General features: G+C 58.1%; 21 protein-coding genes and 1 other RNA gene. 18 read left to right on the top strand and 4 right to left on the bottom strand.

From position 1 onward, the window contains the following. Positions 1–117 precede the first annotated feature (117 nt). From tkt to RTE01_RS17550, 7 genes are all read left to right on the top strand, one after another. The gene (tkt, locus tag RTE01_RS17580) at positions 118–2,109 is read left to right on the top strand and encodes a transketolase (protein ID WP_041147174.1); all 1,992 of its coding nucleotides are present in this window, start codon (positions 118–120) and stop codon (positions 2,107–2,109) included. Between the two features lie 326 nt (positions 2,110–2,435). Then, the gene (gene epd / locus RTE01_RS17575) at positions 2,436–3,455 is read left to right on the top strand and encodes an erythrose-4-phosphate dehydrogenase (protein ID WP_041147173.1); all 1,020 of its coding nucleotides are present in this window, start codon (positions 2,436–2,438) and stop codon (positions 3,453–3,455) included. 48 nt (positions 3,456–3,503) lie between these two features. After that, complete coding sequence (gene pgk, locus RTE01_RS17570) at positions 3,504–4,667, top strand: phosphoglycerate kinase (RefSeq protein WP_041147172.1); 1,164 nt, start codon at positions 3,504–3,506, stop codon at positions 4,665–4,667. 202 nt (positions 4,668–4,869) lie between these two features. Next, the gene (gene fbaA / locus RTE01_RS17565) at positions 4,870–5,949 is read left to right on the top strand and encodes a class II fructose-bisphosphate aldolase (RefSeq protein ID WP_041147171.1); all 1,080 of its coding nucleotides are present in this window, start codon (positions 4,870–4,872) and stop codon (positions 5,947–5,949) included. Between the two features lie 187 nt (positions 5,950–6,136). Continuing rightward, positions 6,137–6,994 (top strand): small-conductance mechanosensitive channel MscS, encoded by an 858-nt coding sequence (gene mscS / locus RTE01_RS17560; RefSeq protein WP_041147170.1) that lies wholly within the window; start codon positions 6,137–6,139, stop codon positions 6,992–6,994. Positions 6,995–7,149: 155 nt separating this feature from the next. Then, positions 7,150–7,791, top strand: coding sequence for an arginine exporter ArgO (gene argO, locus RTE01_RS17555; protein WP_041147169.1), 642 nt, complete (start codon positions 7,150–7,152; stop codon positions 7,789–7,791). An 83-nt stretch (positions 7,792–7,874) separates the two neighbouring features. Further along, positions 7,875–8,633 (top strand): oxidative stress defense protein, encoded by a 759-nt coding sequence (locus RTE01_RS17550; RefSeq protein ID WP_041147168.1) that lies wholly within the window; start codon positions 7,875–7,877, stop codon positions 8,631–8,633. Between the two features lie 53 nt (positions 8,634–8,686). On the opposite strand, the gene argP is transcribed toward RTE01_RS17550, so the two are convergent. Then, positions 8,687–9,580, bottom strand: coding sequence for a DNA-binding transcriptional regulator ArgP (gene argP, locus RTE01_RS17545; protein ID WP_041147167.1), 894 nt, complete (start codon positions 9,578–9,580; stop codon positions 8,687–8,689). A gap of 167 nt (positions 9,581–9,747) precedes the next feature. On the opposite strand from argP, the gene rpiA reads away from it, so the two are divergent. The 3 genes from rpiA to RTE01_RS17530 all read left to right on the top strand — a co-directional run bounded on the left by rpiA (position 9,748) and on the right by RTE01_RS17530 (position 12,558). After that, positions 9,748–10,407 (top strand): ribose-5-phosphate isomerase RpiA, encoded by a 660-nt coding sequence (gene rpiA / locus RTE01_RS17540; protein WP_041147166.1) that lies wholly within the window; start codon positions 9,748–9,750, stop codon positions 10,405–10,407. A 269-nt stretch (positions 10,408–10,676) separates the two neighbouring features. Beyond that, positions 10,677–11,909: a phosphoglycerate dehydrogenase gene (gene serA / locus RTE01_RS17535; RefSeq protein ID WP_041147165.1), complete on the top strand. Its 1,233-nt coding sequence runs from the start codon at positions 10,677–10,679 to the stop codon at positions 11,907–11,909. Between the two features lie 37 nt (positions 11,910–11,946). Then, positions 11,947–12,558 (top strand): DUF2238 domain-containing protein, encoded by a 612-nt coding sequence (locus RTE01_RS17530; RefSeq protein WP_115191908.1) that lies wholly within the window; start codon positions 11,947–11,949, stop codon positions 12,556–12,558. Position 12,559: 1 nt separating this feature from the next. On the opposite strand, the gene RTE01_RS17525 is transcribed toward RTE01_RS17530, so the two are convergent. The 3 genes from RTE01_RS17525 to zapA all read right to left on the bottom strand — a co-directional run bounded on the left by RTE01_RS17525 (position 12,560) and on the right by zapA (position 13,838). Next, the gene (locus RTE01_RS17525; RefSeq protein WP_134527735.1) at positions 12,560–13,159 is read right to left on the bottom strand and encodes a 5-formyltetrahydrofolate cyclo-ligase; all 600 of its coding nucleotides are present in this window, start codon (positions 13,157–13,159) and stop codon (positions 12,560–12,562) included. A 124-nt stretch (positions 13,160–13,283) separates the two neighbouring features. Beyond that, positions 13,284–13,467, bottom strand: a non-coding RNA gene (gene ssrS, locus RTE01_RS17520) — 6S RNA. A 41-nt stretch (positions 13,468–13,508) separates the two neighbouring features. Next, positions 13,509–13,838, bottom strand: coding sequence for a cell division protein ZapA (zapA, locus tag RTE01_RS17515; protein ID WP_041147162.1), 330 nt, complete (start codon positions 13,836–13,838; stop codon positions 13,509–13,511). A 166-nt stretch (positions 13,839–14,004) separates the two neighbouring features. On the opposite strand from zapA, the gene RTE01_RS17510 reads away from it, so the two are divergent. The 8 genes from RTE01_RS17510 to RTE01_RS17475 all read left to right on the top strand — a co-directional run bounded on the left by RTE01_RS17510 (position 14,005) and on the right by RTE01_RS17475 (position 24,086). Continuing rightward, entirely contained in the window at positions 14,005–14,583 is a 579-nt protein-coding gene (locus tag RTE01_RS17510) for a YecA/YgfB family protein (protein ID WP_123551966.1), read from the top strand. A 23-nt stretch (positions 14,584–14,606) separates the two neighbouring features. After that, complete coding sequence (gene pepP, locus RTE01_RS17505; RefSeq protein WP_076948137.1) at positions 14,607–15,923, top strand: Xaa-Pro aminopeptidase; 1,317 nt, start codon at positions 14,607–14,609, stop codon at positions 15,921–15,923. Beyond that, complete coding sequence (ubiH, locus tag RTE01_RS17500; RefSeq protein ID WP_134527732.1) at positions 15,920–17,092, top strand: 2-octaprenyl-6-methoxyphenyl hydroxylase; 1,173 nt, start codon at positions 15,920–15,922, stop codon at positions 17,090–17,092. The genes pepP and ubiH overlap by 4 nt, the downstream gene beginning before the upstream one ends. Before the next feature lie 10 nt (positions 17,093–17,102). Continuing rightward, positions 17,103–18,305 carry an FAD-dependent 2-octaprenylphenol hydroxylase gene (gene ubiI / locus RTE01_RS17495; protein ID WP_041147158.1) on the top strand — a complete coding sequence of 401 codons (1,203 nt, stop codon included), beginning with the start codon at positions 17,103–17,105 and terminating at the stop codon, positions 18,303–18,305. Between the two features lie 421 nt (positions 18,306–18,726). Further along, positions 18,727–19,821: a glycine cleavage system aminomethyltransferase GcvT gene (gene gcvT, locus RTE01_RS17490; RefSeq protein ID WP_141335218.1), complete on the top strand. Its 1,095-nt coding sequence runs from the start codon at positions 18,727–18,729 to the stop codon at positions 19,819–19,821. A gap of 23 nt (positions 19,822–19,844) precedes the next feature. Continuing rightward, a complete protein-coding gene (gene gcvH, locus RTE01_RS17485) occupies positions 19,845–20,234 on the top strand; it encodes a glycine cleavage system protein GcvH (RefSeq protein ID WP_041147156.1) in 390 nt (129 codons plus the stop codon). Between the two features lie 174 nt (positions 20,235–20,408). After that, positions 20,409–23,282: an aminomethyl-transferring glycine dehydrogenase gene (gcvP, locus tag RTE01_RS17480; protein WP_076948133.1), complete on the top strand. Its 2,874-nt coding sequence runs from the start codon at positions 20,409–20,411 to the stop codon at positions 23,280–23,282. A gap of 60 nt (positions 23,283–23,342) precedes the next feature. After that, positions 23,343–24,086, top strand: a complete 744-nt coding sequence (locus RTE01_RS17475; RefSeq protein ID WP_041147154.1) for an SDR family oxidoreductase — start codon at positions 23,343–23,345, stop codon at positions 24,084–24,086. The last annotated feature ends 3 nt before the right edge of the window (positions 24,087–24,089 follow it).

Here is a 24,089-nt window from a genome sequence, read left to right as displayed (position 1 = left end):
ATGTACATGTTTTGTCGCTTGGGTTACATTGTTGTCACTTTTTTCCGGCGTAGCCCAAAACGCGCTGTCGTCAAGTCGTTAAGGGTATGGCCTTCAACAGTCCGAACTGGAGTCAAAATGTCCTCACGTAAAGAGCTTGCTAACGCTATTCGTGCGCTGAGCATGGACGCGGTACAGAAAGCCAAATCCGGCCACCCGGGTGCCCCGATGGGTATGGCTGACATTGCCGAAGTCCTGTGGCGTGATTTCCTGAATCATAACCCGAACAACCCGGCCTGGGCCGATCGCGACCGTTTCGTGCTCTCCAACGGCCACGGCTCAATGCTGATTTACAGCCTGCTGCATCTCACCGGTTATGATCTGCCGATTGAAGAACTGAAAAACTTCCGTCAGCTGCACTCCAGAACCCCGGGCCACCCGGAAGTTGGCTACACCGCCGGCGTTGAAACCACCACCGGCCCGCTGGGCCAGGGGATTGCCAACGCGGTCGGGATGGCGATTGCTGAAAAAACCCTGGCGGCGCAGTTCAACCGTCCGGGCCACGATATCGTTGACCACTTCACCTACGCCTTCATGGGCGACGGCTGCATGATGGAAGGCATTTCTCACGAAGTGTGCTCCCTGGCCGGTACCCTGAAGCTGGGCAAGCTGGTGGCGTTCTATGACGACAACGGCATCTCCATCGACGGTCACGTTGAAGGCTGGTTCACCGACGATACCGCTAAACGTTTCGAAGCCTACGGCTGGCACGTGGTGCGCGGCGTTGACGGCCATGACGCTGAGGCCATCAAACGCGCGGTAGAAGAAGCGCGTGCGGTGACCGACAAGCCGTCCCTGCTGATGTGCAAAACCATCATCGGCTTCGGTTCGCCGAACAAACAGGGCACCCACGACTCCCACGGCGCGCCGCTGGGCGACGCGGAAATCGCGCTGACCCGCGAGGCCCTGGGCTGGACCCACCCGGCGTTTGAAATCCCGTCTGACATCTACGCGCAGTGGGATGCGAAAGAAGCCGGTCAGGCTAAAGAAGCAGCGTGGAACGAGAAGTTCGCTGCTTATGCGAAAGCCTTCCCGCAGGAAGCCGCCGAGTATACCCGCCGCATGAAGGGTGAAATGCCGGCTGACTTCGACGCGAAAGCGAACGAATTCATCGCGAAACTGCAGGCTAACCCGGCGAAAATCGCCAGCCGTAAAGCGTCGCAGAATGCGATTGAAGCCTTTGGCCCGCTGCTGCCTGAATTCCTCGGCGGCTCGGCTGACCTGGCGCCGTCCAACCTGACCATCTGGTCCGGCTCGAAGGCGATTAACGAAGACACCGCCGGGAACTACATCCACTACGGCGTGCGTGAGTTCGGGATGACCGCGATTGCCAACGGTATCTCCCTGCACGGCGGTTTCCTGCCGTACACCTCTACCTTCCTGATGTTCGTGGAGTACGCGCGTAACGCGGTACGTATGGCGGCGCTGATGAAGCAGCGTCAGGTGATGGTCTACACCCACGACTCCATCGGTCTGGGCGAAGACGGCCCGACGCACCAGCCGGTCGAGCAGGTGGCTTCCCTGCGCGTGACGCCGAACATGAGCACATGGCGTCCGTGTGACCAGGTGGAATCGGCGATTGCGTGGAAATACGGCGTTGAGCGTCACGACGGCCCGACGGCGCTGATCCTGTCACGTCAGAACCTGGCGCAGCAGGAGCGTACGGCGGAGCAGCTGGCGAACGTTGCCCGCGGCGGCTACGTGCTGAAGGATTGTGCCGGCCAGCCGGAGCTGATCTTCATTGCCACCGGTTCAGAAGTTGAGCTGGCGGTTGCCGCGTGGGACCAGCTGTCTGCAGAAGGGGTGAAGGCGCGCGTGGTCTCCATGCCGTCCACCGATGCCTTCGACAAGCAGGATGCGGCGTACCGTGAATCGGTGCTGCCGAAAGCGGTTTCGGCTCGCGTGGCCGTGGAAGCGGGTATCGCTGACTACTGGTTCAAATACGTGGGTCTGAACGGCGCCATCGTCGGTATGACCAGCTTCGGCGAGTCTGCGCCGGCTGAGCTGCTGTTCGAAGAGTTCGGCTTCACCGTTGAGAACGTGGTCGCTAAGGCGAAAGCGCTGCTGTAGTTCTGAGCAACGCGCTTCGCGAAGGCATCAGAAGAATGAGCCGGGCTAACGCCCGGCTTTTTTGTTGCTGTTATTCCCGATGGTTGTCACGAGGCTGCATATTATTCCAGTGAAAATGTGATGTATGTCAGATTACACGCTTCTCGTACTGGACAAGCATTCCTTTTATTCCGCGTTTGGCTTATTCTAGCTGAAGCGTTTCAGTCGTCTAAATGTTCGACAATTAATCAATCAGTCGCAGTTTGCGACGGGTAAGGTTTCCCTCCGGGCGTTGCTGGATTACTCTGTCAGCCACTTCACATCAGGGATAACCTTGCAGGAGACCTATGACCATACGCATTGCGATTAATGGCTTCGGTCGCATAGGACGCAACGTGGTTCGTGCTTTATATGAATCCGGGCGTCGTGCGGAAATTACCGTGGTGGCAATCAACGAGCTGGCGGATGCTGCGGGCATTGCGCACTTATTGAAATATGACACCAGCCATGGGCGCTTTGCCTGGGATGTTCGCCAGGAGCGGGAGCAGCTTTACGTTGGCGATGACGTCATTCGCCTGCTGCACGAAGCTTCGATAGAGGCGCTACCCTGGCAGGAGCTGGCGGTGGATATCGTACTGGATTGTACCGGGGTTTACGGCAGCCGTGAGCATGGCGAAGCCCATCTTCAGGCTGGCGCGAAGAAGGTTATCTTTTCGCATCCCGGCGGTAACGATCTCGATGCCACCGTCGTGTTCGGCGTTAACCATGATGAGCTACGTGCAGAGCACCGTATTGTCTCCAACGCCTCCTGCACCACCAACTGCATTATTCCGGTCATTAAGCTGTTAGATGATGCCTACGGCATTGAGTCAGGGACGGTAACAACGATCCACTCCGCCATGCACGATCAGCAGGTTATAGACGCCTATCATCCGGATTTACGCCGTACGCGTGCGGCCAGTCAGTCAATTATTCCGGTTGATACTAAACTTGCGGCGGGGATCGCACGTATTTTCCCTCAGTTTAACGACCGTTTTGAAGCGATTGCGGTTCGCGTACCGACGATAAATGTGACGGCGATCGACCTGAGCGTGACGGTGAAAAAACCGGTAAAGGCTAGTGAAGTCAACCAGTTGCTGCAAAAAGCAGCGCAGGGAACATTTCATGGTATAGTTGACTATACGGAATTACCGTTAGTCTCGACAGATTTTAACCACGATCCGCACAGCGCCATCGTTGATGGCACCCAGACGCGGGTGAGTGGGGCGCATTTGATCAAAACGTTGGTCTGGTGCGATAACGAATGGGGCTTTGCTAACCGGATGCTCGACACGACGTTAGCGATGGCCGCTCAAGGTTTCAGGTAAAGTGCGTGAGCGCTTGCAAAACTTTATGAATCAACGAGAGGATTCACCATGTCTGTAATTAAGATGACCGATCTGGATCTGGCTGGTAAACGCGTTTTTATCCGTGCCGATCTGAACGTACCAGTTAAAGACGGTAAAGTAACCAGCGACGCGCGTATTCGTGCTTCTCTGCCGACCATTGAGCTGGCTCTGAAGCAGGGCGCTAAAGTGATGGTCACTTCTCACCTGGGTCGTCCGACCGAAGGCGAGTACAACGAAGAATTCTCTCTGCTGCCGGTTGTTAATTACCTGAAAGACAAGCTGTCCAACCCGGTACGTCTGGTTAAAGATTACCTGGACGGCGTTGAAGTTGCCGCCGGTGAACTGGTTGTTCTGGAAAACGTTCGCTTCAACAAAGGCGAAAAGAAAGACGACGAAGCGCTGTCTAAAAAATACGCCGCGCTGTGCGACGTATTCGTTATGGATGCATTCGGTACTGCCCACCGTGCCCAGGCTTCTACCCACGGTATCGGTAAATTTGCCGACGTAGCCTGCGCCGGCCCGCTGCTGGCTGAAGAGCTGGACGCGCTGGGTAAAGCGCTGAAAGAGCCGGCTCGCCCGATGGTTGCCATCGTCGGTGGTTCTAAAGTTTCCACCAAGCTGACCGTTCTGGACTCCCTGTCTAAAATCGCTGACCAGCTGATTGTCGGTGGCGGCATTGCCAACACCTTCGTTGCCGCGCAGGGCCACAACGTGGGCAAATCCCTGTACGAAGCTGACCTGGTTGACGAAGCTAAGCGCCTGCTGACGACCTGCGATATCCCGGTTCCGACCGACGTTCGCGTGGCGACTGAATTCTCCGAAACGGCGACCGCAACCCTGAAATCTGTTAACGACATCAAAGATGAAGAGCAGATTCTGGACCTCGGCGACGTTTCTGCACAGAAGCTGGCTGATATCCTTAAAAATGCCAAAACCATTCTGTGGAACGGCCCGGTTGGCGTGTTTGAGTTCCCGAACTTCCGTAAAGGCACTGAAATCGTGGCTAACGCCATCGCCGACAGCGAAGCGTTCTCCATTGCAGGCGGCGGCGATACCCTGGCTGCAATTGACCTGTTTGGCATCTCGGACAAAATTTCCTACATCTCTACTGGCGGCGGCGCGTTCCTCGAATTCGTGGAAGGTAAAGTACTGCCAGCAGTAGCAATGCTCGAAGAGCGCGCTAAGAAGTAAGTTTGTACAGGCGGGTAACACCGCCTGTTTTTCAAATTCTATTCAATTGTCGCTCTAAATAATTCGCGCTGCCGGAAGGCAGCGACACGGCGAACCCCGGCGGCTTACGCAAGTTAGCGGCGGCGGTAAGCGAGGAAAGCCAACGCACCGGCAGCACGAATTGTGACGAGCAGAAACGGCCGAAGATACAGGACTACGTAACATGTCTAAAATTTTTGATTTTGTAAAACCTGGCGTGATCACTGGTGATGACGTTCAGAAAGTGTTCCAGGTAGCTAAAGAGAATAACTTCGCACTGCCAGCGGTTAACTGTGTGGGTACTGACTCCATCAACGCCGTTCTGGAAGCAGCTGCAAAAGCTAAATCTCCGGTTATCGTTCAGTTCTCTAACGGCGGCGCGGCGTTCATCGCGGGTAAAGCGGTTAAAACCGACGTTCCTCAGGGTGCGGCAATCCTCGGCGCTATCTCCGGTGCACATCACGTTCACCAGATGGCTGAACACTACGGCGTGCCGGTTATTCTGCACACCGACCACTGCGCTAAGAAACTGCTGCCGTGGATCGACGGCCTGCTGGACGCCGGTGAAAAACACTTCGCCGCTCACGGCAAACCGCTGTTCTCTTCTCACATGATTGACCTGTCCGAAGAGTCCCTGCACGAAAACATCGAGATCTGCTCTAAGTATCTGGCGCGCATGGCCAAAATGGACATGACTCTGGAAATCGAACTGGGCTGCACCGGTGGCGAAGAAGACGGCGTGGACAACAGCCACATGGACGCTTCTGCGCTGTACACCCAGCCGGAAGACGTTGATTACGCGTACACTGAACTGAGCAAGATCAGCCCGCGTTTCACCATCGCTGCTTCCTTCGGTAACGTACACGGCGTGTACAAGCCGGGCAACGTGGTTCTGACCCCGACTATCCTGCGCGACTCTCAGGAATATGTTTCTAAGAAACATAACCTGCCGCACAACAGCCTGAACTTCGTCTTCCACGGCGGTTCCGGTTCTTCTGCTCAGGAAATCAAAGACTCCGTAAGCTACGGCGTGATCAAAATGAACATCGATACCGATACCCAATGGGCAACCTGGGACGGTATCCTGCAGTACTACAAAACTAACGAAGCTTACCTGCAGGGCCAGCTGGGCAACCCGAAAGGCGAAGACCAGCCGAACAAGAAATACTACGATCCGCGCGTATGGCTGCGCGCTGCTCAGACGTCCATGGTGACTCGTCTGGAGCAGGCATTTAAAGAGCTGAACGCGATCGACGTTCTGTAAGAAAATTCTGTTTCTTGCCCTGAAGCCCGCTTAACTGCGGGCTTTTTCGTTTCCAGGCAAAAGGATATACCAGGGGGAAACTGTGATCGACTTGGCAAAACAGGCGCATATTGTTTACCCTTAACCTACCTGCCGTTTTGCAGGCCTGGTTTTTATTTCCCGCCCGGGTATTTATAAGGAATGTTAAATGGAAGATTTGAACGTTGCCGATAGCATACACAACGCCAGCTCGTGGCTGGTGCGTAATCAGGAGCTGCTCCTGAGCTATGCCGTCAACATCGTCGCGGCAATCGCGATTATTATCGTCGGGATGATCGTGGCGCGCATGGTGTCGAACACGGTTAATCGTCTGATGCTGGCGCGTAAGATTGATGCCACCGTTGCCGATTTTCTTTCCGCGCTGGTGCGCTACGCCGTTATCGCCTTTACCCTGATTGCCGCCTTAGGCCGCGTCGGCGTGCAGACGGCGTCGGTGATCGCCGTGCTCGGTGCCGCCGGTTTAGCCGTTGGTCTGGCGCTGCAGGGCTCGCTGTCCAACCTCGCCGCCGGCGTGCTGCTGGTGATGTTCCGTCCGTTCCGCGCGGGTGAATACGTCGATCTCGGCGGCGTGGCCGGTACCGTGCTGAACGTGCAGATTTTCTCCACCACCATGCGCACGGCCGATGGCAAAATCGTAGTGATCCCGAACGGTAAAATCATCGCCGGTAACATCATTAACTTTTCGCGTGAACCGGTTCGCCGCAACGAATTTATTATTGGCGTCGCCTACGATGCCGATATCGATAAGGTGAAGCAGCTGCTGACCAATATTATCGAATCCGACGAGCGCATCCTGAAAGATCGTGAAAGGACCGTACGCCTGAACGAGCTGGGCGCGTCGTCGGTTAACTACGTTATCCGCGTCTGGAGCCAGAGCAGCGATCTGCAAAGCGTTTACTGGGATGTTCTGGAACGCATCAAGCGCGACTTTGATGCCAACGGTATCAGCTTCCCGTACCCGCAGATGGACGTGCACGTGATCCGTCCGCAGGAGCAGGCGGAGTAGTTCAGCGCCCGCAGTCGATAAAGGCCAGCACCCGCTGGCCTTTAGCAGAACGCGACTATTAGTATCGCTTATTAATGATTAATATTATCAATTTCCTCTAATGATTTGTTCGCGCTATATTCCCCTGCATTAACGACCTCATCGGAAAAACCACTATGTTATCGTATTACTTTCAGGGGCTTGCCCTGGGAGCGGCTATGATTTTGCCGCTCGGTCCGCAGAATGCGTTTGTGATGAATCAGGGCATTCGCCGCCAGTATCATCTGATGATTGCGCTGCTGTGCGCGATTAGCGATCTGCTGCTGATCTGCGCCGGTATTTTTGGCGGCAGCGCGCTGCTGATGCAGTCGCCGTGGCTGCTGGCGCTGGTCACCTGGGGCGGCGTGGCCTTCCTGCTGTGGTACGGTTTCGGCGCGCTGAAAACGGCTTTTAGCGACAATCTGGAACTGGCGAGCGCGGAGGTGATGAAGCAGGGGCGCTGGAAAATTATTGTCACCATGCTGGCGGTCACCTGGCTCAACCCGCACGTCTACCTCGATACCTTCGTGGTGCTCGGCAGCCTGGGCGGGCAGCTGGCGGTTGAGCCGAAACGCTGGTTTGCGCTCGGTACCATCAGCGCCTCTTTCCTGTGGTTCTTCGGCCTGGCCCTGCTGGCGGCCTGGCTGGCGCCGCGTTTGCGCACCGCCCGGGCGCAGCGGATCATTAACGTGCTGGTTGGCCTGGTGATGTGGCTGATCGCCGTCCAGCTGGCGAAAGATGGCTTTTTACACGTACAGGCGCTGGTCAACCAGGCTTAGTCCGATGGACTTTTCGCTTATACGCGTTAAGCTTGCTGGCATGCGTCCGTATATGGGCGACCAATGTAGATGGAGAAACGACAGTGAAGTTAAAGCTCATGGCCCTGGCGGCAGCAATCGGATTCAGCTCAATGGCAGCTCAGGCAAATGAATTGCCAAATGGCCCCCACATTGTGACCTCGGGTACCGCCAGCGTTGCTGCGGCGCCCGATATTGCGACCCTGGCAATTGAAGTCAACGTGGCCGCGAAAGACGCCGCATCGGCGAAAAAGCAGGCCGACGATCGCGTTGCGCAATACCTCTCTTTCCTCGAAAAGAACGGCATTGCCAAGAAGGATATCAACTCCGCGAACCTGCGCACCCAGCCTGACTATGATTACCAGAACGGTAAAAGCATCCTGAAGGGCTACCGCGCCGTGCGCACCGTCGAAGTGACGTTGCGCCAGCTGGACAAGCTTAACGGCCTGCTGGACGGCGCGCTGAAGGCCGGCCTGAACGAAGTTCGCTCGGTATCCTTGGGCGTTGCGCAACCGGATGCCTACAAAGATAAGGCGCGCAAGGCGGCCATCGATGACGCCGTGCACCAGGCGCAGGAGCTGGCTGCCGGCTTCCACGGCAAGCTGGGCCCGGTTTATAGCGTGCGCTACCACGTCTCGAACTATCAGCCGAGCCCGATGGTGCGCATGATGAAAGCCGCCGATGCCGCGCCGGTTTCCGCCCAGGAAACCTACGAGCAGGCGACAATCCAGTTTGACGATCAGGTGGATGTGGTCTTTGAGCTGCAGCCAACCCAGCCGGCTCAACCGGCGGCGCCGGAGAAACCGGCCGCAGCGGCGCAGTAAGCCAGATGCAAAAAAGCCCCTTCAGCTGAAGGGGCTTTTTTTATGCCTGAAGTTTAGTCCTGGCGCAGCACCTTGTGCCCGTAGGCAATCAGCGCATCGGTGACCCGGCGCATCATCCGGCTTTCCGGCGCGAAGCGATGCCAGTAGAGCATCCGGCGCTGGAACAGGCCCGGCGTCAAATCGATAAGCTCGCCGCTGTTGAGCTCCTTTTCGATCTGCAGATGCGGGATCATACAGCAGGTGGTGCCCTGACGGGCGAGCTGCACAAAGGCTTCCGATGAGTTAACGATATGGCAAGGCACGCTGCCCGGCGGCAGATCGAAGTTCTGCTGCAAAAACGCCTGATGCATGTCGTCGAGATGATCGAAGGCGACTACCGGCGCTTTGAGCAGCGCCGAGCGGGTTACGCCGTTGGGAAAATAGCGTTGCGCAAACTCTTTCGAGGCGACAAACAGGTAGTCCAGCGCCCCGAGCTGATCGACCAGGCAGCTTGGCAGCGCCTGCGGCTGGATACTGACCGCCCCGACCACCTCACCGCGGCGCAGGCGCTCCTGGGTGCGGGTTTCGTCTTCCACCTGCAGATTCAGGCGAATAGGGGAGTCGGAAAGCACGCTGGAGAGCGCCGGCAGCAGCCAGGTCGCCAGGCTGTCGGCGTTCACCGCCAGCGACAGCAGCAGCGGCGTCGAGCCGGTTTGCTCATCGCCCAGCCACTCCTCTTCCAGTAGCTCAACCTGGCGCAGCAGGGCCAGCAGCTTCTGCCCCTGCTCGGTAGGACGCGGCGGTACGGTACGCACCAGCAGCGGCTGGCCGAACATGTTTTCCAGCTGTTTAATACGCTGAGAGACGGCGGACTGTGTAATGCATAGCTTCTGCGCGGCGCGCTCAAACCCACGTTCTCTTATCACCGCGTCCAGCGCTTGTAGTGTTCTGTAGTCCGGTCGTTTCATTGCTCTGGCGTACCCCCATAACTTTTCATTAACTTGCACTATGACATAAATTTCTTTTTGATGAAGACGAAAATAGTCTGCTCAGTTGTGTGATCCCCGTCGCAGGGACAATAACACCCCTGATGTTCTATAATGCGCCTCAGGTATTCACATCTCGGACCATAATCATGACGCAAGATGAACTGAAGAAAGCAGTAGGCTGGGCGGCATTGCAGTATGTTCAGCCGGGCACCATCGTGGGTGTCGGCACCGGCTCCACGGCCGCGCATTTTATTGATGCACTGGGCACAATGAAAGGGCAGATTGAGGGGGCGGTTTCCAGCTCCGATGCCTCCACCGAAAAGCTGAAGGGCCTGGGCATTCCGGTTTTCGATCTCAATAGCGTCGACCGTTTAGGTATTTACGTGGACGGTGCGGATGAGATCAACGGCCATATGCAGATGATTAAAGGCGGCGGCGCGGCGCTGACCCGCGAGAAGATTATCGCCTCGGTCGCGGACAAGTTTATCTGCATCGCCGACGCCTCAAAGCAGGTCGATATCCTCGGCAAATTCCCGCTGCCGGTAGAAGTTATTCCTATGGCTCGTAGCGCCGTGGCGCGTGAGCTGGTGAAGCTGGGCGGCCGCCCGGAGTACCGTCAGGGCGTGATTACCGACAACGGTAACGTCATTCTCGATGTTTTCGGCCTCGAGATCCTCGACGCTATCGCGCTGGAAAATGCCATTAACGGTATTCCTGGCGTCGTGACGGTGGGTCTGTTCGCCAACCGTGGCGCCGATGTCGCGCTGATCGGCACCGCCGATGGTGTTAAAACCATCGTAAAATAATCCGTTCGGAGGGAGCGAATCGCTCCCTCGCAAATATTTTTTCTCCAGGCTGAATTTGGTGACTTCTGTCACATTTATGCAACTAGCCTGAGTAACAATCTACCTTTCTTTCCCTTTCTGGTTTTTTGTCCTGCTATTTCCCTCTGTGTGATATTTCTTCAGGACGTCGACGCAAACGTTCATATTGCTGCGATAGTTTTTTTTGATATGTTGCTGGGATGAAGTGTCGTTCCACACGACATCAGATAAGACAAAAACAGGACGGGGAAATGGCTAAGGTATCACTGGAAAAAGACAAGATTAAGTTTCTGCTGGTTGAAGGTGTGCATCAAAAGGCGGTGGATAACCTCCGCGCTGCAGGCTATACCAACATTGAATTTCACAAAGGCGCGCTCGATAGCGAAGCGCTGAAAGCATCGATCCGTGATGCCCATTTCATTGGCCTGCGCTCCCGTACTCATCTGACGGAAGAGATTTTCGCTGCTGCAGAAAAGCTGGTCGCCGTTGGCTGCTTCTGTATCGGTACTAACCAGGTCGATTTGAACGCGGCAGCCAAACGCGGTATCCCCGTCTTTAACGCCCCGTTTTCTAACACCCGCTCCGTTGCCGAACTGGTCATTGGCGAGCTGCTGCTGATGCTGCGCGGCGTCCCTGAAGCTAACGCCAAAGCGCACCGCGGCGTGTGGAACAAACTGGCGGTTGGCAGCTTTGAAGCGCGCGGCAAAAAGCTCGGTATTATCGGCTACGGCCATATCGGTACGCAGCTGGGCATTCTGGCCGAATCGCTGGGGATGCACGTCTATTTCTATGATATTGAAAGTAAACTTACGCTTGGTAACGCCACTCAGGTGCAGCATCTCTCCGACCTGCTGAACATGAGCGACGTGGTGAGCCTGCACGTGCCGGAAAATGCCTCCACCAAAAATATGATGGGTGCGGAAGAGCTGGCGCTGATGAAGCCTGGTGCGCTGCTGATCAACGCCTCTCGCGGTACCGTGGTCGATATCCCGGCCCTCTGCGATGCGCTGGCGAGCAAGCACCTGGCGGGCGCGGCCATTGACGTCTTCCCGACCGAACCGGCCACCAACAGCGATCCGTTCACCTCGCCGCTGTGCGAGTTCGACAACGTGATCCTGACGCCGCATATCGGGGGTTCTACCCAGGAAGCGCAGGAAAATATCGGTCTGGAAGTGGCGGGCAAGCTGGCGAAGTACTCCGACAACGGCTCAACCCTTTCCGCGGTTAACTTCCCGGAAGTGTCGCTGCCGCTGCACGGCGGCCGCCGTCTGCTGCATATCCACGAAAACCGTCCTGGCGTACTGACCGCCATCAACCAGATCTTTGCCGCTCAGAGCATCAACATCGCGGCGCAGTATCTACAAACCACCCCGCAGATGGGCTATGTGGTTATCGATATTGAAGCCGAAGAGGATGTGGCGCAGCAGGCACTGCTGGCAATGAAGGCGATCCCGGGCACTATCCGCGCGCGTCTGTTGTTCTGATTCATATCGAGGATCCCTGCGGGGATCCCTTTAACCTATGCATAAATCACTACTGAATACCGGCGTTCTCCTCCTGCTGCTGATCCTTGCATGGACGGGATGGGGAACTCACGACCGCCTGACGTGGCTGATGGAAGTGACGCCGGTCATTATCATCGTTCCGCTGCTGCTGGCAACGCGTTCGCGCTATCCGCTCACCCCGCTCCTGTACACGCTTATCTTCTTTCACGCCATCATTCTGATGGTCGGCGGGATGTATACCTATGCCAAAGTGCCGATTGGTTTTGACGTGCAGGCGTGGCTTAACCTAAGCCGCAATCCGTACGATAAGCTCGGCCACTTTTTTCAGGGGCTGGTGCCGGCGCTGGCGGCGCGGGAAATCCTTATTCGCGGCGCTTACGTCCGCGGGCGCAAGATGCTGTCATTTTTGGTGTGCTGCATCGCGCTGGCCATCAGCGCGACCTACGAGCTGATTGAATGGTGGGCGGCGCTGGCGATGGGGCAGGGGGCGGACGATTTTCTCGGCACCCAGGGCGACCCGTGGGACACCCAGTCGGATATGTTCTGTGCGCTGCTGGGATCGCTGGCGACTCTCTTCCTGCTAAGCGGCCGGCATAACCGGCAGCTGAAGACGCTCGGCTACCAATAACCTACGCCCACTGCCACAGCTTTGAGGGCGTGATCACCGCGGGCAGCGGGATATCCCACTGCTCCGTCGGCAGTACGTCAACCTGCTGGCAATCGTGGGCATAGCCGACGGGCTGCAGAGGATACTGGCGCCAGTTTTGCAGCGTCCTGTCGTAAAATCCCCCGCCCATTCCCAGACGCTGGCCGAGCGCATCAAAGGCCACCAGCGGCGTAATCAGCACATCCAGCTGCGACAGCGGCAGCACGTCGCGCACGTCGAGCTTTGGCTCGTGAATTTTCAGGCGGTTTACCACCAGTTCGCTTTGCGGATGGTAGTGTAAAAACAGCAGGTTTCCCGGACTGAAAGGGTGGAGCACGGGGAGATAGACGCGTTTTCCCGCCCGCCACAGCTGCTCAATCAGCGGTCGGGTATCCAGCTCGCCATCGAAGGAAAGAAACAGCGCCACGGTTCGCGCGAGGGTCACAGGCGGATAGGCCATCATGCGGTTCGCACCCAGCGCGGCAAAACTGGCCTGCTGTTCAGGCGTCAGCGTGCGTCGAAGCTGGCGGATGTGCTGGCGGAGCTGCTGTCGGGTTGAGCGAGTATCAGAAATTTGGGTCATGAAAGATCGCCTGATCTGGCATTATCACGTCACGACGTGAGCCGGTTATGCATGTAGGCGTAGTGTAATACAGAGTAGGTGTAATGCTGAATGTGAAGTGGTGCGAATGAAGCGCTAAAAGAAGGGAATCTCCGAGATGCCGCCGCAGGCTGTAACCCTTGAACCCTTGGTTCAAGGTGAATGCGTCGTCACAGTTTTAAGGCTTCTCGGACGAACCGAGCATGCTCACCAACCGTGGAGCGCCACATTCTTGTGGTATGAAATATCGGCTCAGGGGACTGGCCCGCTTGCAAACATCTCAGAGAAATTTTGTTCTTGCGATTACTCTAACACAGTTAATTGCAAAGTGTTATTCAAACTTTGGCCCGGTTCTTTCGCTTATGCGACCTTGCTCAAGCAACGCTTGTTCGATGGTCTGCTGAAGCATCCGAATACGCTGTTCCATACTGGAGGCGTAGTCGCGGGTTTTCGCTTTTTCCTGAGTTAACTCATAGCTGATGTTCAACGCGGCGATGAAGACCAGCTGCTCAGTATTTGTGACTCTAGTGCGTTCTTTTAAATCTTGCAACCGCTGATTCAGGTCATCAGCTGCCTGACTCAAGGCATCCCTTTGTTCAGGCGGGCAATTCACGCGAAGTGAACGGCCAAAAATTTGGAGATCGACGGGTTGTGCAGACATGCCACCTTCCTGCTGATTGACTGCGCGGCCTTCACGCCCATACCCGGGGCTACGAAGGGGCGACACTATAGCTACCCTGATGCGAAGGTACAAGCCCTATTCTGGTTCACCAGGGTCCAAAGTGGTAGCATATCATGAATATTCCTCCCAACGATGACGAATGCGCATGTCTATACAGAACGAAATGCCTGGTTACAACGCCGTAGACCAGTTACTGAACCAACAGGGCGTGGGCTTAACCCCGGCCGAAATGCACGGTTTGATCAGCGGGATCCTGTGCGGCGGTAATAAAGACAGCAGCTGGCAGCCGCTGGTGCACGACCTGACGAACGAAGGTCTCGCATTCGGCCACGAGCTGGCGCAGTCTCTGCGCAACATGCATTCCGCGACCAGCGACTCGCTGGAAGACGATGGCTTTCTGTTCCAGCTCTATCTGCCGGAAGGGGAGAACGTGACCGTGTTTGAACGCGCCGATGCGCTGGCCGGTTGGGTTAACCACTTCCTGCTAGGCCTTGGTGTGACTCAGCCCAAGCTGGATAAGGTCAAAGATGAAACCGGCGAAGCCATCGACGATCTGCGCAACATTGCGCAGCTGGGCTACGACGAAGACGAAGACCAGGAAGAGCTGGAGATGTCGTTAGAAGAGATTATCGAGTACGTACGCGTTGCCGCGCTGCTGTGCCACGAAAACTTCTCGCGCCAGCAGCCAACCGCACCAGAAGTACGCAAGCCGACACTACACTAATTACAATTTGTTGAGGGGGCGTCATGACACAGCAGGAATTTCTTTCTCGTCGCCAGGCGCTGTTAGCGCAGATGCAGCCGGGCAGCGCGGCGCTCATTTTCGCCGCACCGGAAGCGGTACGCAGCGCAGATTCAGAATATCCCTACCGGCAGAACAGCGATTTTTGGTACTTCACCGGCTTCAATGAGCCTGAAGCCTTGCTGGTGCTGATTAAAAGCAACGACACCCATAACCATAGCGTGCTGTTTAACCGCGTCCGCGATCTGACGGCAGAGATCTGGTTCGGCCGTCGCCTTGGGCAGGAGGCCGCGCCCGCGAAGCTCGGCGTCGACCGCGCCCTGGCGTTCAGCGAAATTAACCAACAGCTGTTCCAGCTGCTGAACGGCCTTGACGCCATCTATTTTGCGCAGGGCGAATATGCCTACGCCGATAAAATCGTCTTCACGGCGCTGGAGAAGCTGCGTAAGGGCTCGCGCCAGAACCTGCAGGCGCCAAACTCCGTCATCGACTGGCGGCCGATAGTGCATGAGATGCGCCTGTTCAAATCGCCAGAAGAGCTTGAGGTGCTGCGCCGTGCCGGAGAGATCTCCGCCCTGGCCCACACCCGGGCGATGGAAAAGTGTCAGCCGGGGATGTACGAATACCAGCTGGAGGGCGAAATCCTTCACGAATTCAACCGTCACGGCGCCCGCTTCCCTTCCTATAACACCATCGTTGGCGGCGGCGACAACGGCTGCATTCTGCATTACACCGAAAACGAGTGCGAGCTGCGCGATGGCGATCTGGTGCTGATCGATGCCGGCTGCGAATACCGCGGCTATGCGGGCGATATTACCCGCACCTTCCCGGTTAACGGCAAATTTAGCCCGGCCCAGCGCGAGATTTATGACATTGTCCTCGAATCGCTGGAAACCGCGCTGACGCTCTACCGCCCTGGCACCTCTATTCAGGAGGTTAATCAGGAAGTTGTGCGGATAATGATCGTTGGCCTGGTGCGCCTCGGCATCCTTAAAGGGGATGTCGAAGAGCTGCTCGCCAGCAATGCGCACCGCCCGTTCTTTATGCACGGTCTGAGCCACTGGCTGGGGCTGGATGTACATGATGTCGGCCGCTACGACGCCGAGCGTTCGCGTATCCTCGAGCCGGGCATGGTGCTGACCGTTGAGCCAGGCCTGTACATCGCCACCGATGCCGACGTGCCGTCGCAGTATCGCGGTATCGGTATCCGCATCGAAGACGATATTGTGATAACCGCTGACGGCAATGAAAATCTCACCGCCGGGGTGGTGAAACGCGCTGACGATATCGAAGCGCTGATGGCGGCGGCGCGACGCTCATGAGCGTGCTGATCGTTGGCGGCGGAATGACCGGCGCGACCCTGGCCCTGGCTATCTCCCGGCTGACCGACGGCGCGCTGCCGGTCCATCTGGTAGAAGCGGCGGCGCCGGAATCATCGAAGCATCCAGGATTTGACGCCAGGGCGATTGCGCTGGCGGCAGGCACCTGCCAGCAGCTGGCGCGCGTCGGTATCTGGCAGGAGATCGCCGACTGCGCGACGCCGATCCAGCGCGTGCACGTCAGCGACCGCGGCCACGCGGGGTTCGTCACGCTGGATGCTCAGGACTATGGCCTGGCAGCGCTGGGCCAGGTCGTTGAGCTGCACGATATTGGCCAGCGCCTGTTTGCGCAACTGCGCGAGGCGCCGGGTATTACCCTGCACTGTCCGGCAAAAGTAGAGAACGTCAGCCGCCGGGAGGAGGGCGTCAGCATCACCCTGGACAGCGGTGAAACTATCGACGGCAGGCTGCTGGTGGCGGCGGACGGATCGCGCTCGACGATCGGCGCCCGCTGCGGTATCAGCTGGCAGCAGCAGCCCTACCAACAGCTGGCGATTATTGCCAACGTCAGCACCGCTTTGCCCCACGAGGGGCGCGCCTTTGAGCGGTTTACCGAGCACGGTCCCCTGGCGATGCTGCCGATGTCGCAGGGCCGCTGTTCGCTGGTGTGGTGCCACCCTCAGTCCCGCTATGACGACATCCTGAGCTGGTCGGACGAACGTTTTTGCCACGAGCTGCAGCAGGCGTTTGGCTGGCGGCTGGGGCGGATTACCCACGCCGGGGCGCGCAGCGTTTATCCGCTGGCGTTAACCACCGCCAGCCGCGCCGTTTCCCATCGCCTGGCGCTGGTCGGCAACGCGGCGCAGACGCTGCATCCCATTGCCGGGCAGGGGTTTAACCTCGGCCTGCGCGATGTGATGAGCCTGGCTGAAATTGTGGCCGAGGCCGGCGGGCGCGATCCCGGCGATTACGCCTTGCTTGAGCAGTATCAGGCGCGGCGAGCGGATGATAAGTCCGCGACTATCGGCGTGACCGATGGCCTGGTTCATCTGTTTGCCAACCGTTGGGCGCCGCTGGTTGCGGGGCGCAACCTTGGCCTGATGGCGATGGAATTATTTACTCCGGCGCGCGATGCGCTGGCGCAGCGTACCCTCGGTTGGGTCCCCCGTTAAGGAGTTGAACGTGCAAAGTGTTGATGTTGCCATTGTGGGCGGTGGCATGGTGGGGCTGGCGGTTGCCTGCGGATTGCAGGGCAGCGGGCTGCGCGTCGCCGTCCTTGAGCAGGCTGAGCCACAGCCGCTGAGCGCCGATGCGCGGCCAGCGCTGCGGGTCTCCGCGATTAACGCCGCCAGCGAGAAGCTCCTGAGCAAGCTTGACGTCTGGCCAGCAATTATCGCCCGCCGCGCCAGCTGCTATCACGGGATGGAAGTGTGGGATAAAGACAGCTTTGGCCACATCAGCTTTGATGACCAAAGTCTGGGCTTCAGTCACCTCGGACACATTATTGAAAATGCGGTCGTTCACCACGCGCTGTGGCAAAAGGCGCAGCGCTGCTCTGACGTTACGCTGCTGGCCCCGGCGCAGCTGCAGCAGGTCGCATGGGGGGAGAACGAAGCCTTCCTTAGCCTGCAGGACGGCAGCATGCTCACCGCCCGGCTGGTGGTCGGCGCCGACGGCGCCAACTCGTGGTTGCGCAACAAGGCCGATATTCCGCTGACCTTCTGGGACTATCGCCATCACGCGCTGGTGGCCACCATCCGCACCGCGGAGCCGCATCGGGCCATCGCACGCCAGGCCTTCCACGGCGACGGTATCCTCGCCTTCCTGCCGCTCAGCGATCCGCACCTGTGCTCGATCGTCTGGTCGCTACCGCCGCAGGAAGCGGAGCAGATGCAGCAGGCGGACGAGGCGACGTTTAATCAGGCGCTGAATATCGCCTTCGATAATCGCCTTGGCCTGTGCCAGATTGAGAGCGAGCGCGAAGTTTTCCCGCTGACCGGCCGCTACGCGCGGCAGTTTGCCGCCCATCGTCTGGCGCTGGTTGGCGACGCGGCCCACACTATCCACCCGCTGGCCGGGCAGGGAGTGAACCTGGGCTTTATGGATGCCGCAGAGCTTATCGATGAGCTCAGGCGCCTGCACGCTCAGGGCAAGGATATCGGCCAGCATCTGTATCTCCGCCGCTATGAGCGCAGCCGCAAGCACAGCGCCGCGCTGATGCTGGCGGGAATGCAGGGCTTTCGCGAAATGTTTGCCGGCAGCCATCCGGCGAAGAAGCTGCTGCGCGATATCGGTCTCAAGCTTGCCGATACGCTGCCGGGCGTCAAGCCGCAGCTGATTCGTCAGGCGATGGGGCTAAACGACCTTCCTGGCTGGTTACGTTAAGCTCGTCACACTTCTCTCACCCGGCTTCGCGCCGGGTTTTCCCCTCTCATTTGAAATAATCTAATCTCACCCATTTTTTCGCATTAGTTTTATTAATGTCTGTCTTTTTTTGTTAAAGAAAATAGGCCCATTTTTTCGCATAAAATACCATCATGACCTGCTTTGTTCGGCGGTTATGTTAATTTTATGTGGCATTAATCGCTTTTTTCCAGTCAATAATTCTGTAGAGTTTTCGGCGAGTTTTGGTCATAAGCTAATGTGATGTCCTGATTTACCTTATGGTTTAGCGCCGGTTTCGGTGGTAAGTTCAGGCAAAAGATAACGTTTGCGTCGGCGCCAGCGAAGGGCCTCGACGCCGGATTTCGCGGGGCGAAATCGCCGCAAAAAAGTAGCTGGTTCCGTTTTATTTGACGAGGAAAAGATGGCTCAACAGACTCCGTTGTATGAACAACACACGCTGTGCGGTGCTCGCATGGTGGACTTCCATGGCTGGATGATGCCGCTGCATTACGGTTCCCAGATTGATGAACACCACGCGGTGCGCAGCGATGCCGGCATGTTCGACGTCTCGCACATGACCATCGTCGATTTCCACGGGAGCCGGGTGCGCGAGTTCCTGCGCTATCTGCTGGCTAACGATGTAGCGAAGCTCACCGTCCCTGGCAAAGCGCTATACAGCGGAATGCTGACCGCTTCGGCGGGCGTTATCGATGACCTGATTGTCTATTTCCTGACGGAAGACTATTTCCGCCTTGTTGTTAACTCCGCGACGCGCGAAAAAGACCTCGCCTGGATCGGCCAGCAGGCTGAATCCTATGGCCTGGAGATAACCGTGCGCGACGATCTGTCGCTGATCGCCGTCCAGGGCCCGCAGGCGAAAGAGAAGGCCGCTACCCTGTTTAGCGAGCAGCAGCGCCAGGCCGTTACCGGCATGAAGCCGTTCTTTGGCGTACAGGCGGGGGATTTATTTATCGCCACCACCGGCTACACCGGCGAAGCGGGCTACGAGATTGCGCTGCCGAAAGAACAGGCCGCAGATTTCTGGCGCAGCCTGCTGGACGCGGGCGTGAAGCCCTGCGGCCTCGGCGCGCGCGATACGCTGCGCCTGGAAGCCGGGATGAATCTGTATGGCCAGGAGATGGACGAAGGCGTCTCCCCGCTGGCGGCGAATATGGGCTGGACCATCGCCTGGGAACCTGCCGATCGCAACTTTATCGGTCGTGAAGCGCTGGAGCTGCAGCGCGAAAAAGGCACCGAGCAGCTGGTTGGTCTGGTGATGACCGAGAAGGGCGTACTGCGCGGCGGTCTGCCGGTGCGCTTTACCGATGCTGATGGTAATCAGCAAGAGGGCATTATCACCAGCGGGACGTTCTCCCCGACGCTGGGCTACAGTATTGCACTGGCACGCGTACCGGCGGGCATCGGTGAAACGGCTGTCGTACAAATCCGTAACCGCGAAATGCCGGTAAAAGTGACTAAACCCGTTTTTGTGCGTAACGGCAAAGCCGTTGCGTGATTCCCCCTTTTGGAGATGAATTGATGAGCAACGTACCAGCAGAACTGAAATACAGTAAAGAACACGAATGGCTGCGCAAAGAGGCTGACGGCACCTACACCGTTGGCATCACCGAGCACGCGCAGGAGCTGCTTGGCGATATGGTTTTCGTCGATCTGCCGGAAGTCGGCGCGGCGGTTGAAGCCGGCGATGACTGCGCCGTTGCGGAGTCGGTAAAAGCGGCCTCGGATATCTATGCTCCGATTAGCGGCGAGATCGTGGCGGTGAACGAAGAGCTGAACGACTCCCCGGAGCTGATTAACAGCGATCCGTACGCCGACGGCTGGATCTTCAAAATCAAAGCCAGCGATGAAGCTCAGGTCGCGGCGCTGCTGGACGCGACGGCTTATGCCGCGCTGTTAGAAGACGAGTAACTACGTTCATCCTTCACGCGGCGGGCGGGTTAGCTTCCCGGCTAACCCGCCCGCTGGCGTCACTGCCAGCCGCGTGAACGGTTTTGCGTAGAAAGGTCCGGTGAGCATGCGTGCAAAACCGGGCAAACCAGTCAGACAATTACGATTCACTGCACGTTTCAGGAACCATCGCTCATGACTCAGACTTTAGGTCAGCTTGAAAACCGCGGCGCCTTTATTGAACGTCACATCGGTCCGGATGCTCAGCAACAGCAGGAGATGCTGAATACCGTTGGCGCCGATTCGCTTAACGCCCTGATTGGCCAGATTGTGCCGCAGGATATTCAGCTGGCAACGCCGCCGCAGGTCGGTGATGCGACGACGGAGTTCGCCGCGCTCGCGGAGCTGAAGGCAATTGCCGGGCGTAACAAGCGCTTTAAGTCTTACATCGGCATGGGCTACACCGCCGTGCAGCTGCCGCCGGTTATTCAGCGCAATATGCTGGAAAACCCGGGCTGGTATACCGCGTATACCCCTTATCAGCCGGAAGTATCGCAGGGTCGCCTCGAATCGCTGCTCAACTTCCAGCAGGTTACGCTCGATCTGACCGGGCTGGATATCGCCTCTGCCTCGCTGCTGGATGAAGCAACCGCCGGCGCGGAAGCGATGGCGATGGCGAAGCGCGTCAGCAAGCTCAAAAACGCGAACCGCTTCTTTGTGGCTGCCGACGTGCACCCGCAAACGCTGGACGTGGTCCGCACTCGCGCGGAAACCTTCGGCTTTGACGTTATCGTCGATGACGCGGACAAAGCGCTCGATCATCAGGACGTTTTCGGCGTGCTGCTGCAGCAGGTCGGTACGACCGGTGAAGTACACGATTACGCAGGCCTGATTGCCGAGCTTAAAGCGCGCAAGGTCGTGGTGAGCGTGGCGGCCGACTTTATGACCCTGGTGCTGCTGACCGCGCCGGGCAAGCAGGGCGCCGATATCGTCTTCGGTTCCGCCCAGCGTTTCGGCGTGCCGATGGGCTACGGTGGTCCGCACGCGGCCTTCTTCGCGGCAAAAGATGAATTCAAACGCTCCATGCCAGGCCGTATTATCGGCGTATCGAAAGATGCCGCCGGCAACACCGCGCTGCGCATGGCGATGCAGACCCGCGAGCAGCATATCCGCCGCGAGAAAGCGAACTCCAATATTTGTACTTCCCAGGTGCTGCTGGCCAACATCGCCAGCCTGTACGCGGTCTTCCACGGCCCGGCTGGCCTGAAGCGTATCGCCAGCCGCATCCATCGCCTGACGGATATTCTCGCCGACGGCCTGCAGAAGAAAGGGCTCAAGCTGCGCCACGCGCACTACTTTGACACCCTCTGCGTTGACGTTGCCGATAAAGCGGCGGTGCTGGCGCGCGCCGAGGCGCTGGAAATTAACCTGCGCAGCGACATTCACAACGCGGTCGGTATCACCCTCGATGAAGCCACCACCCGCGAAGACGTGCTGAACCTGTTCCGCGCGATCGTTGGCGAGGCGCACGGGCTGGATATCGATACCCTGGACAAAGACGTTGCGCTCGACAGCCGTTCGATCCCGGCCAGCATGCTGCGCGACGATGCGATCCTGACCCACCCGGTATTCAATCGCTACCACAGCGAAACCGAGATGATGCGCTACATGCACTCGCTGGAGCGTAAAGATCTGGCGCTGAATCAGGCGATGATCCCGCTGGGATCCTGCACCATGAAGCTCAACGCCGCGGCGGAAATGATCCCGATCACCTGGCCTGAGTTTGCCGAGCTGCACCCGTTCTGCCCGGCAGAGCAGGCGGAAGGTTATCATCAGATGATCGCCCAGCTCTCCGACTGGCTGGTGAAGCTGACCGGCTACGACGCCGTGTGCATGCAGCCGAACTCCGGCGCCCAGGGTGAATATGCGGGCCTGCTGGCTATCCGTCATTACCACGAGAGCCGCAATGAAGGCCATCGCGATATCTGCCTGATCCCAAGCTCGGCGCACGGTACCAACCCGGCATCCGCGCAGATGGCAGGGATGCAGGTCGTGGTCGTGGCCTGTGATAAAAACGGTAACATCGATCTCGCCGATCTGCGTCTTAAGGCAGAGCAGGCGGGGGAAAATCTCTCCTGCATCATGGTGACCTACCCGTCGACGCACGGCGTGTATGAAGAGACCATCCGCGAAGTGTGCGAGATTGTGCATCAGTTCGGCGGCCAGGTTTACCTCGACGGCGCGAACATGAATGCGCAGGTGGGGATCACCTCTCCGGGCTTTATCGGCGCGGACGTGTCGCACCTTAACCTGCACAAAACCTTCTGCATTCCGCACGGCGGCGGCGGCCCTGGCATGGGCCCAATCGGCGTGAAGGCGCACCTGGCTCCGTTCGTACCGGGCCACAGCGTGGTGCAAATTGAAGGTATGCTGACCCGTCAGGGCGCGGTTTCCGCGGCACCGTTCGGCAGCGCCTCCATTTTACCTATCAGCTGGATGTATATCCGCATGATGGGCGCGGAAGGGCTGAAGCAGGCCAGCCAGGTGGCTATTCTCAACGCTAACTACATCGCGACGCGCCTGAAAGAGGCTTTCCCGGTGCTCTATACCGGCCGCGACGGCCGCGTGGCGCACGAATGTATTCTGGATATTCGTCCGCTGAAAGAAGAGACCGGCATCAGCGAGCTGGACATTGCCAAGCGTCTGATCGACTTTGGTTTCCACGCGCCGACCATGTCCTTCCCGGTTGCCGGTACGCTGATGGTTGAGCCGACCGAATCGGAAAGCAAGGTTGAGCTGGACCGCTTTATCGAGGCGATGCTGGCGATCCGCGGCGAAATCGAGCGCGTGAAAGCGGGCGAGTGGCCGCTGGCGGATAACCCGCTGGTGAACGCGCCGCACACCCAGGGCGAGCTGGTTGCCGAGTGGAGCCATCCGTACACCCGCGAGCTGGCGGTGTTCCCGGCAGGGCTGGCGAATAAATACTGGCCGACGGTGAAGCGTCTGGACGATGTTTACGGCGACCGTAACCTGTTCTGCTCCTGCGTACCGATGAGCGAATATCAGTAATTAGCTGATTAGACTATCTTTTAAAGGCGCTGCGGCGCCTTTATTTTTTGGGAGAACGCGATGACGGTGGCACTGATTAGCGGCGCGAGCCGCGGAATTGGCAGGGCGACGGCGCTGCTGCTGGCGCAGGAAGGCTATACCGTGGCGGTGAATTACCATCACAACGTGAATGCGGCGACGGAAGTGGTGAATGAAATTATTGCCCGGGGCGGCAAGGCTATCGCGCTGCGCGCGGATATCAGCGACGAGGCGCAGGTGATGGCGATGTTTGCCGGCCTCGACCGCCTTGGCGAACCCCTGAGCGCGCTGGTCAATAATGCCGGCATTCTGTTTACCCAGAGCGCGATTGAAGACCTTAACGCTGAGCGGATTAATCGGGTGCTGAGCACCAACGTCACCGGCTATTTCCTCTGCTGTCGCGAGGCGGTAAAGCGGATGTCGCACCGTCACGGCGGCAAGGGCGGGGCGATCGTCAACGTCTCTTCGGCGGCGGCGCGTCTGGGCTCACCGGGGGAATACGTTGATTACGCCGCGTCGAAAGGGGCGGTCGATACGCTGACTACCGGCCTGGCGCTGGAGGTGGCGGCGCAGGGCATTCGCGTCAACGGCGTGCGTCCGGGCTTTATCTACACCGAAATGCACGCCTCCGGCGGCGAGCCGGGGCGCGTAGAGCGGGTGAAAGCGGCGCTGCCGATGCAGCGCGGCGGGCAGCCGGAAGAGGTCGCCCAGGCGATCGCCTGGCTGTTGAGCGACAAAGCCTCCTACGTCACCGGCAGCTTCCTCGAGCTGGCCGGAGGAAAATAGCCT

It is taken from the genome of Klebsiella terrigena (genome assembly GCF_006539725.1).
In the GTDB taxonomy this organism is placed as follows: domain Bacteria; phylum Pseudomonadota; class Gammaproteobacteria; order Enterobacterales; family Enterobacteriaceae; genus Klebsiella; species Klebsiella terrigena.
The sequence above is the reverse complement of the archived record's forward strand: the minus strand, read 5'-3'. Positions and strand labels throughout refer to the sequence as shown.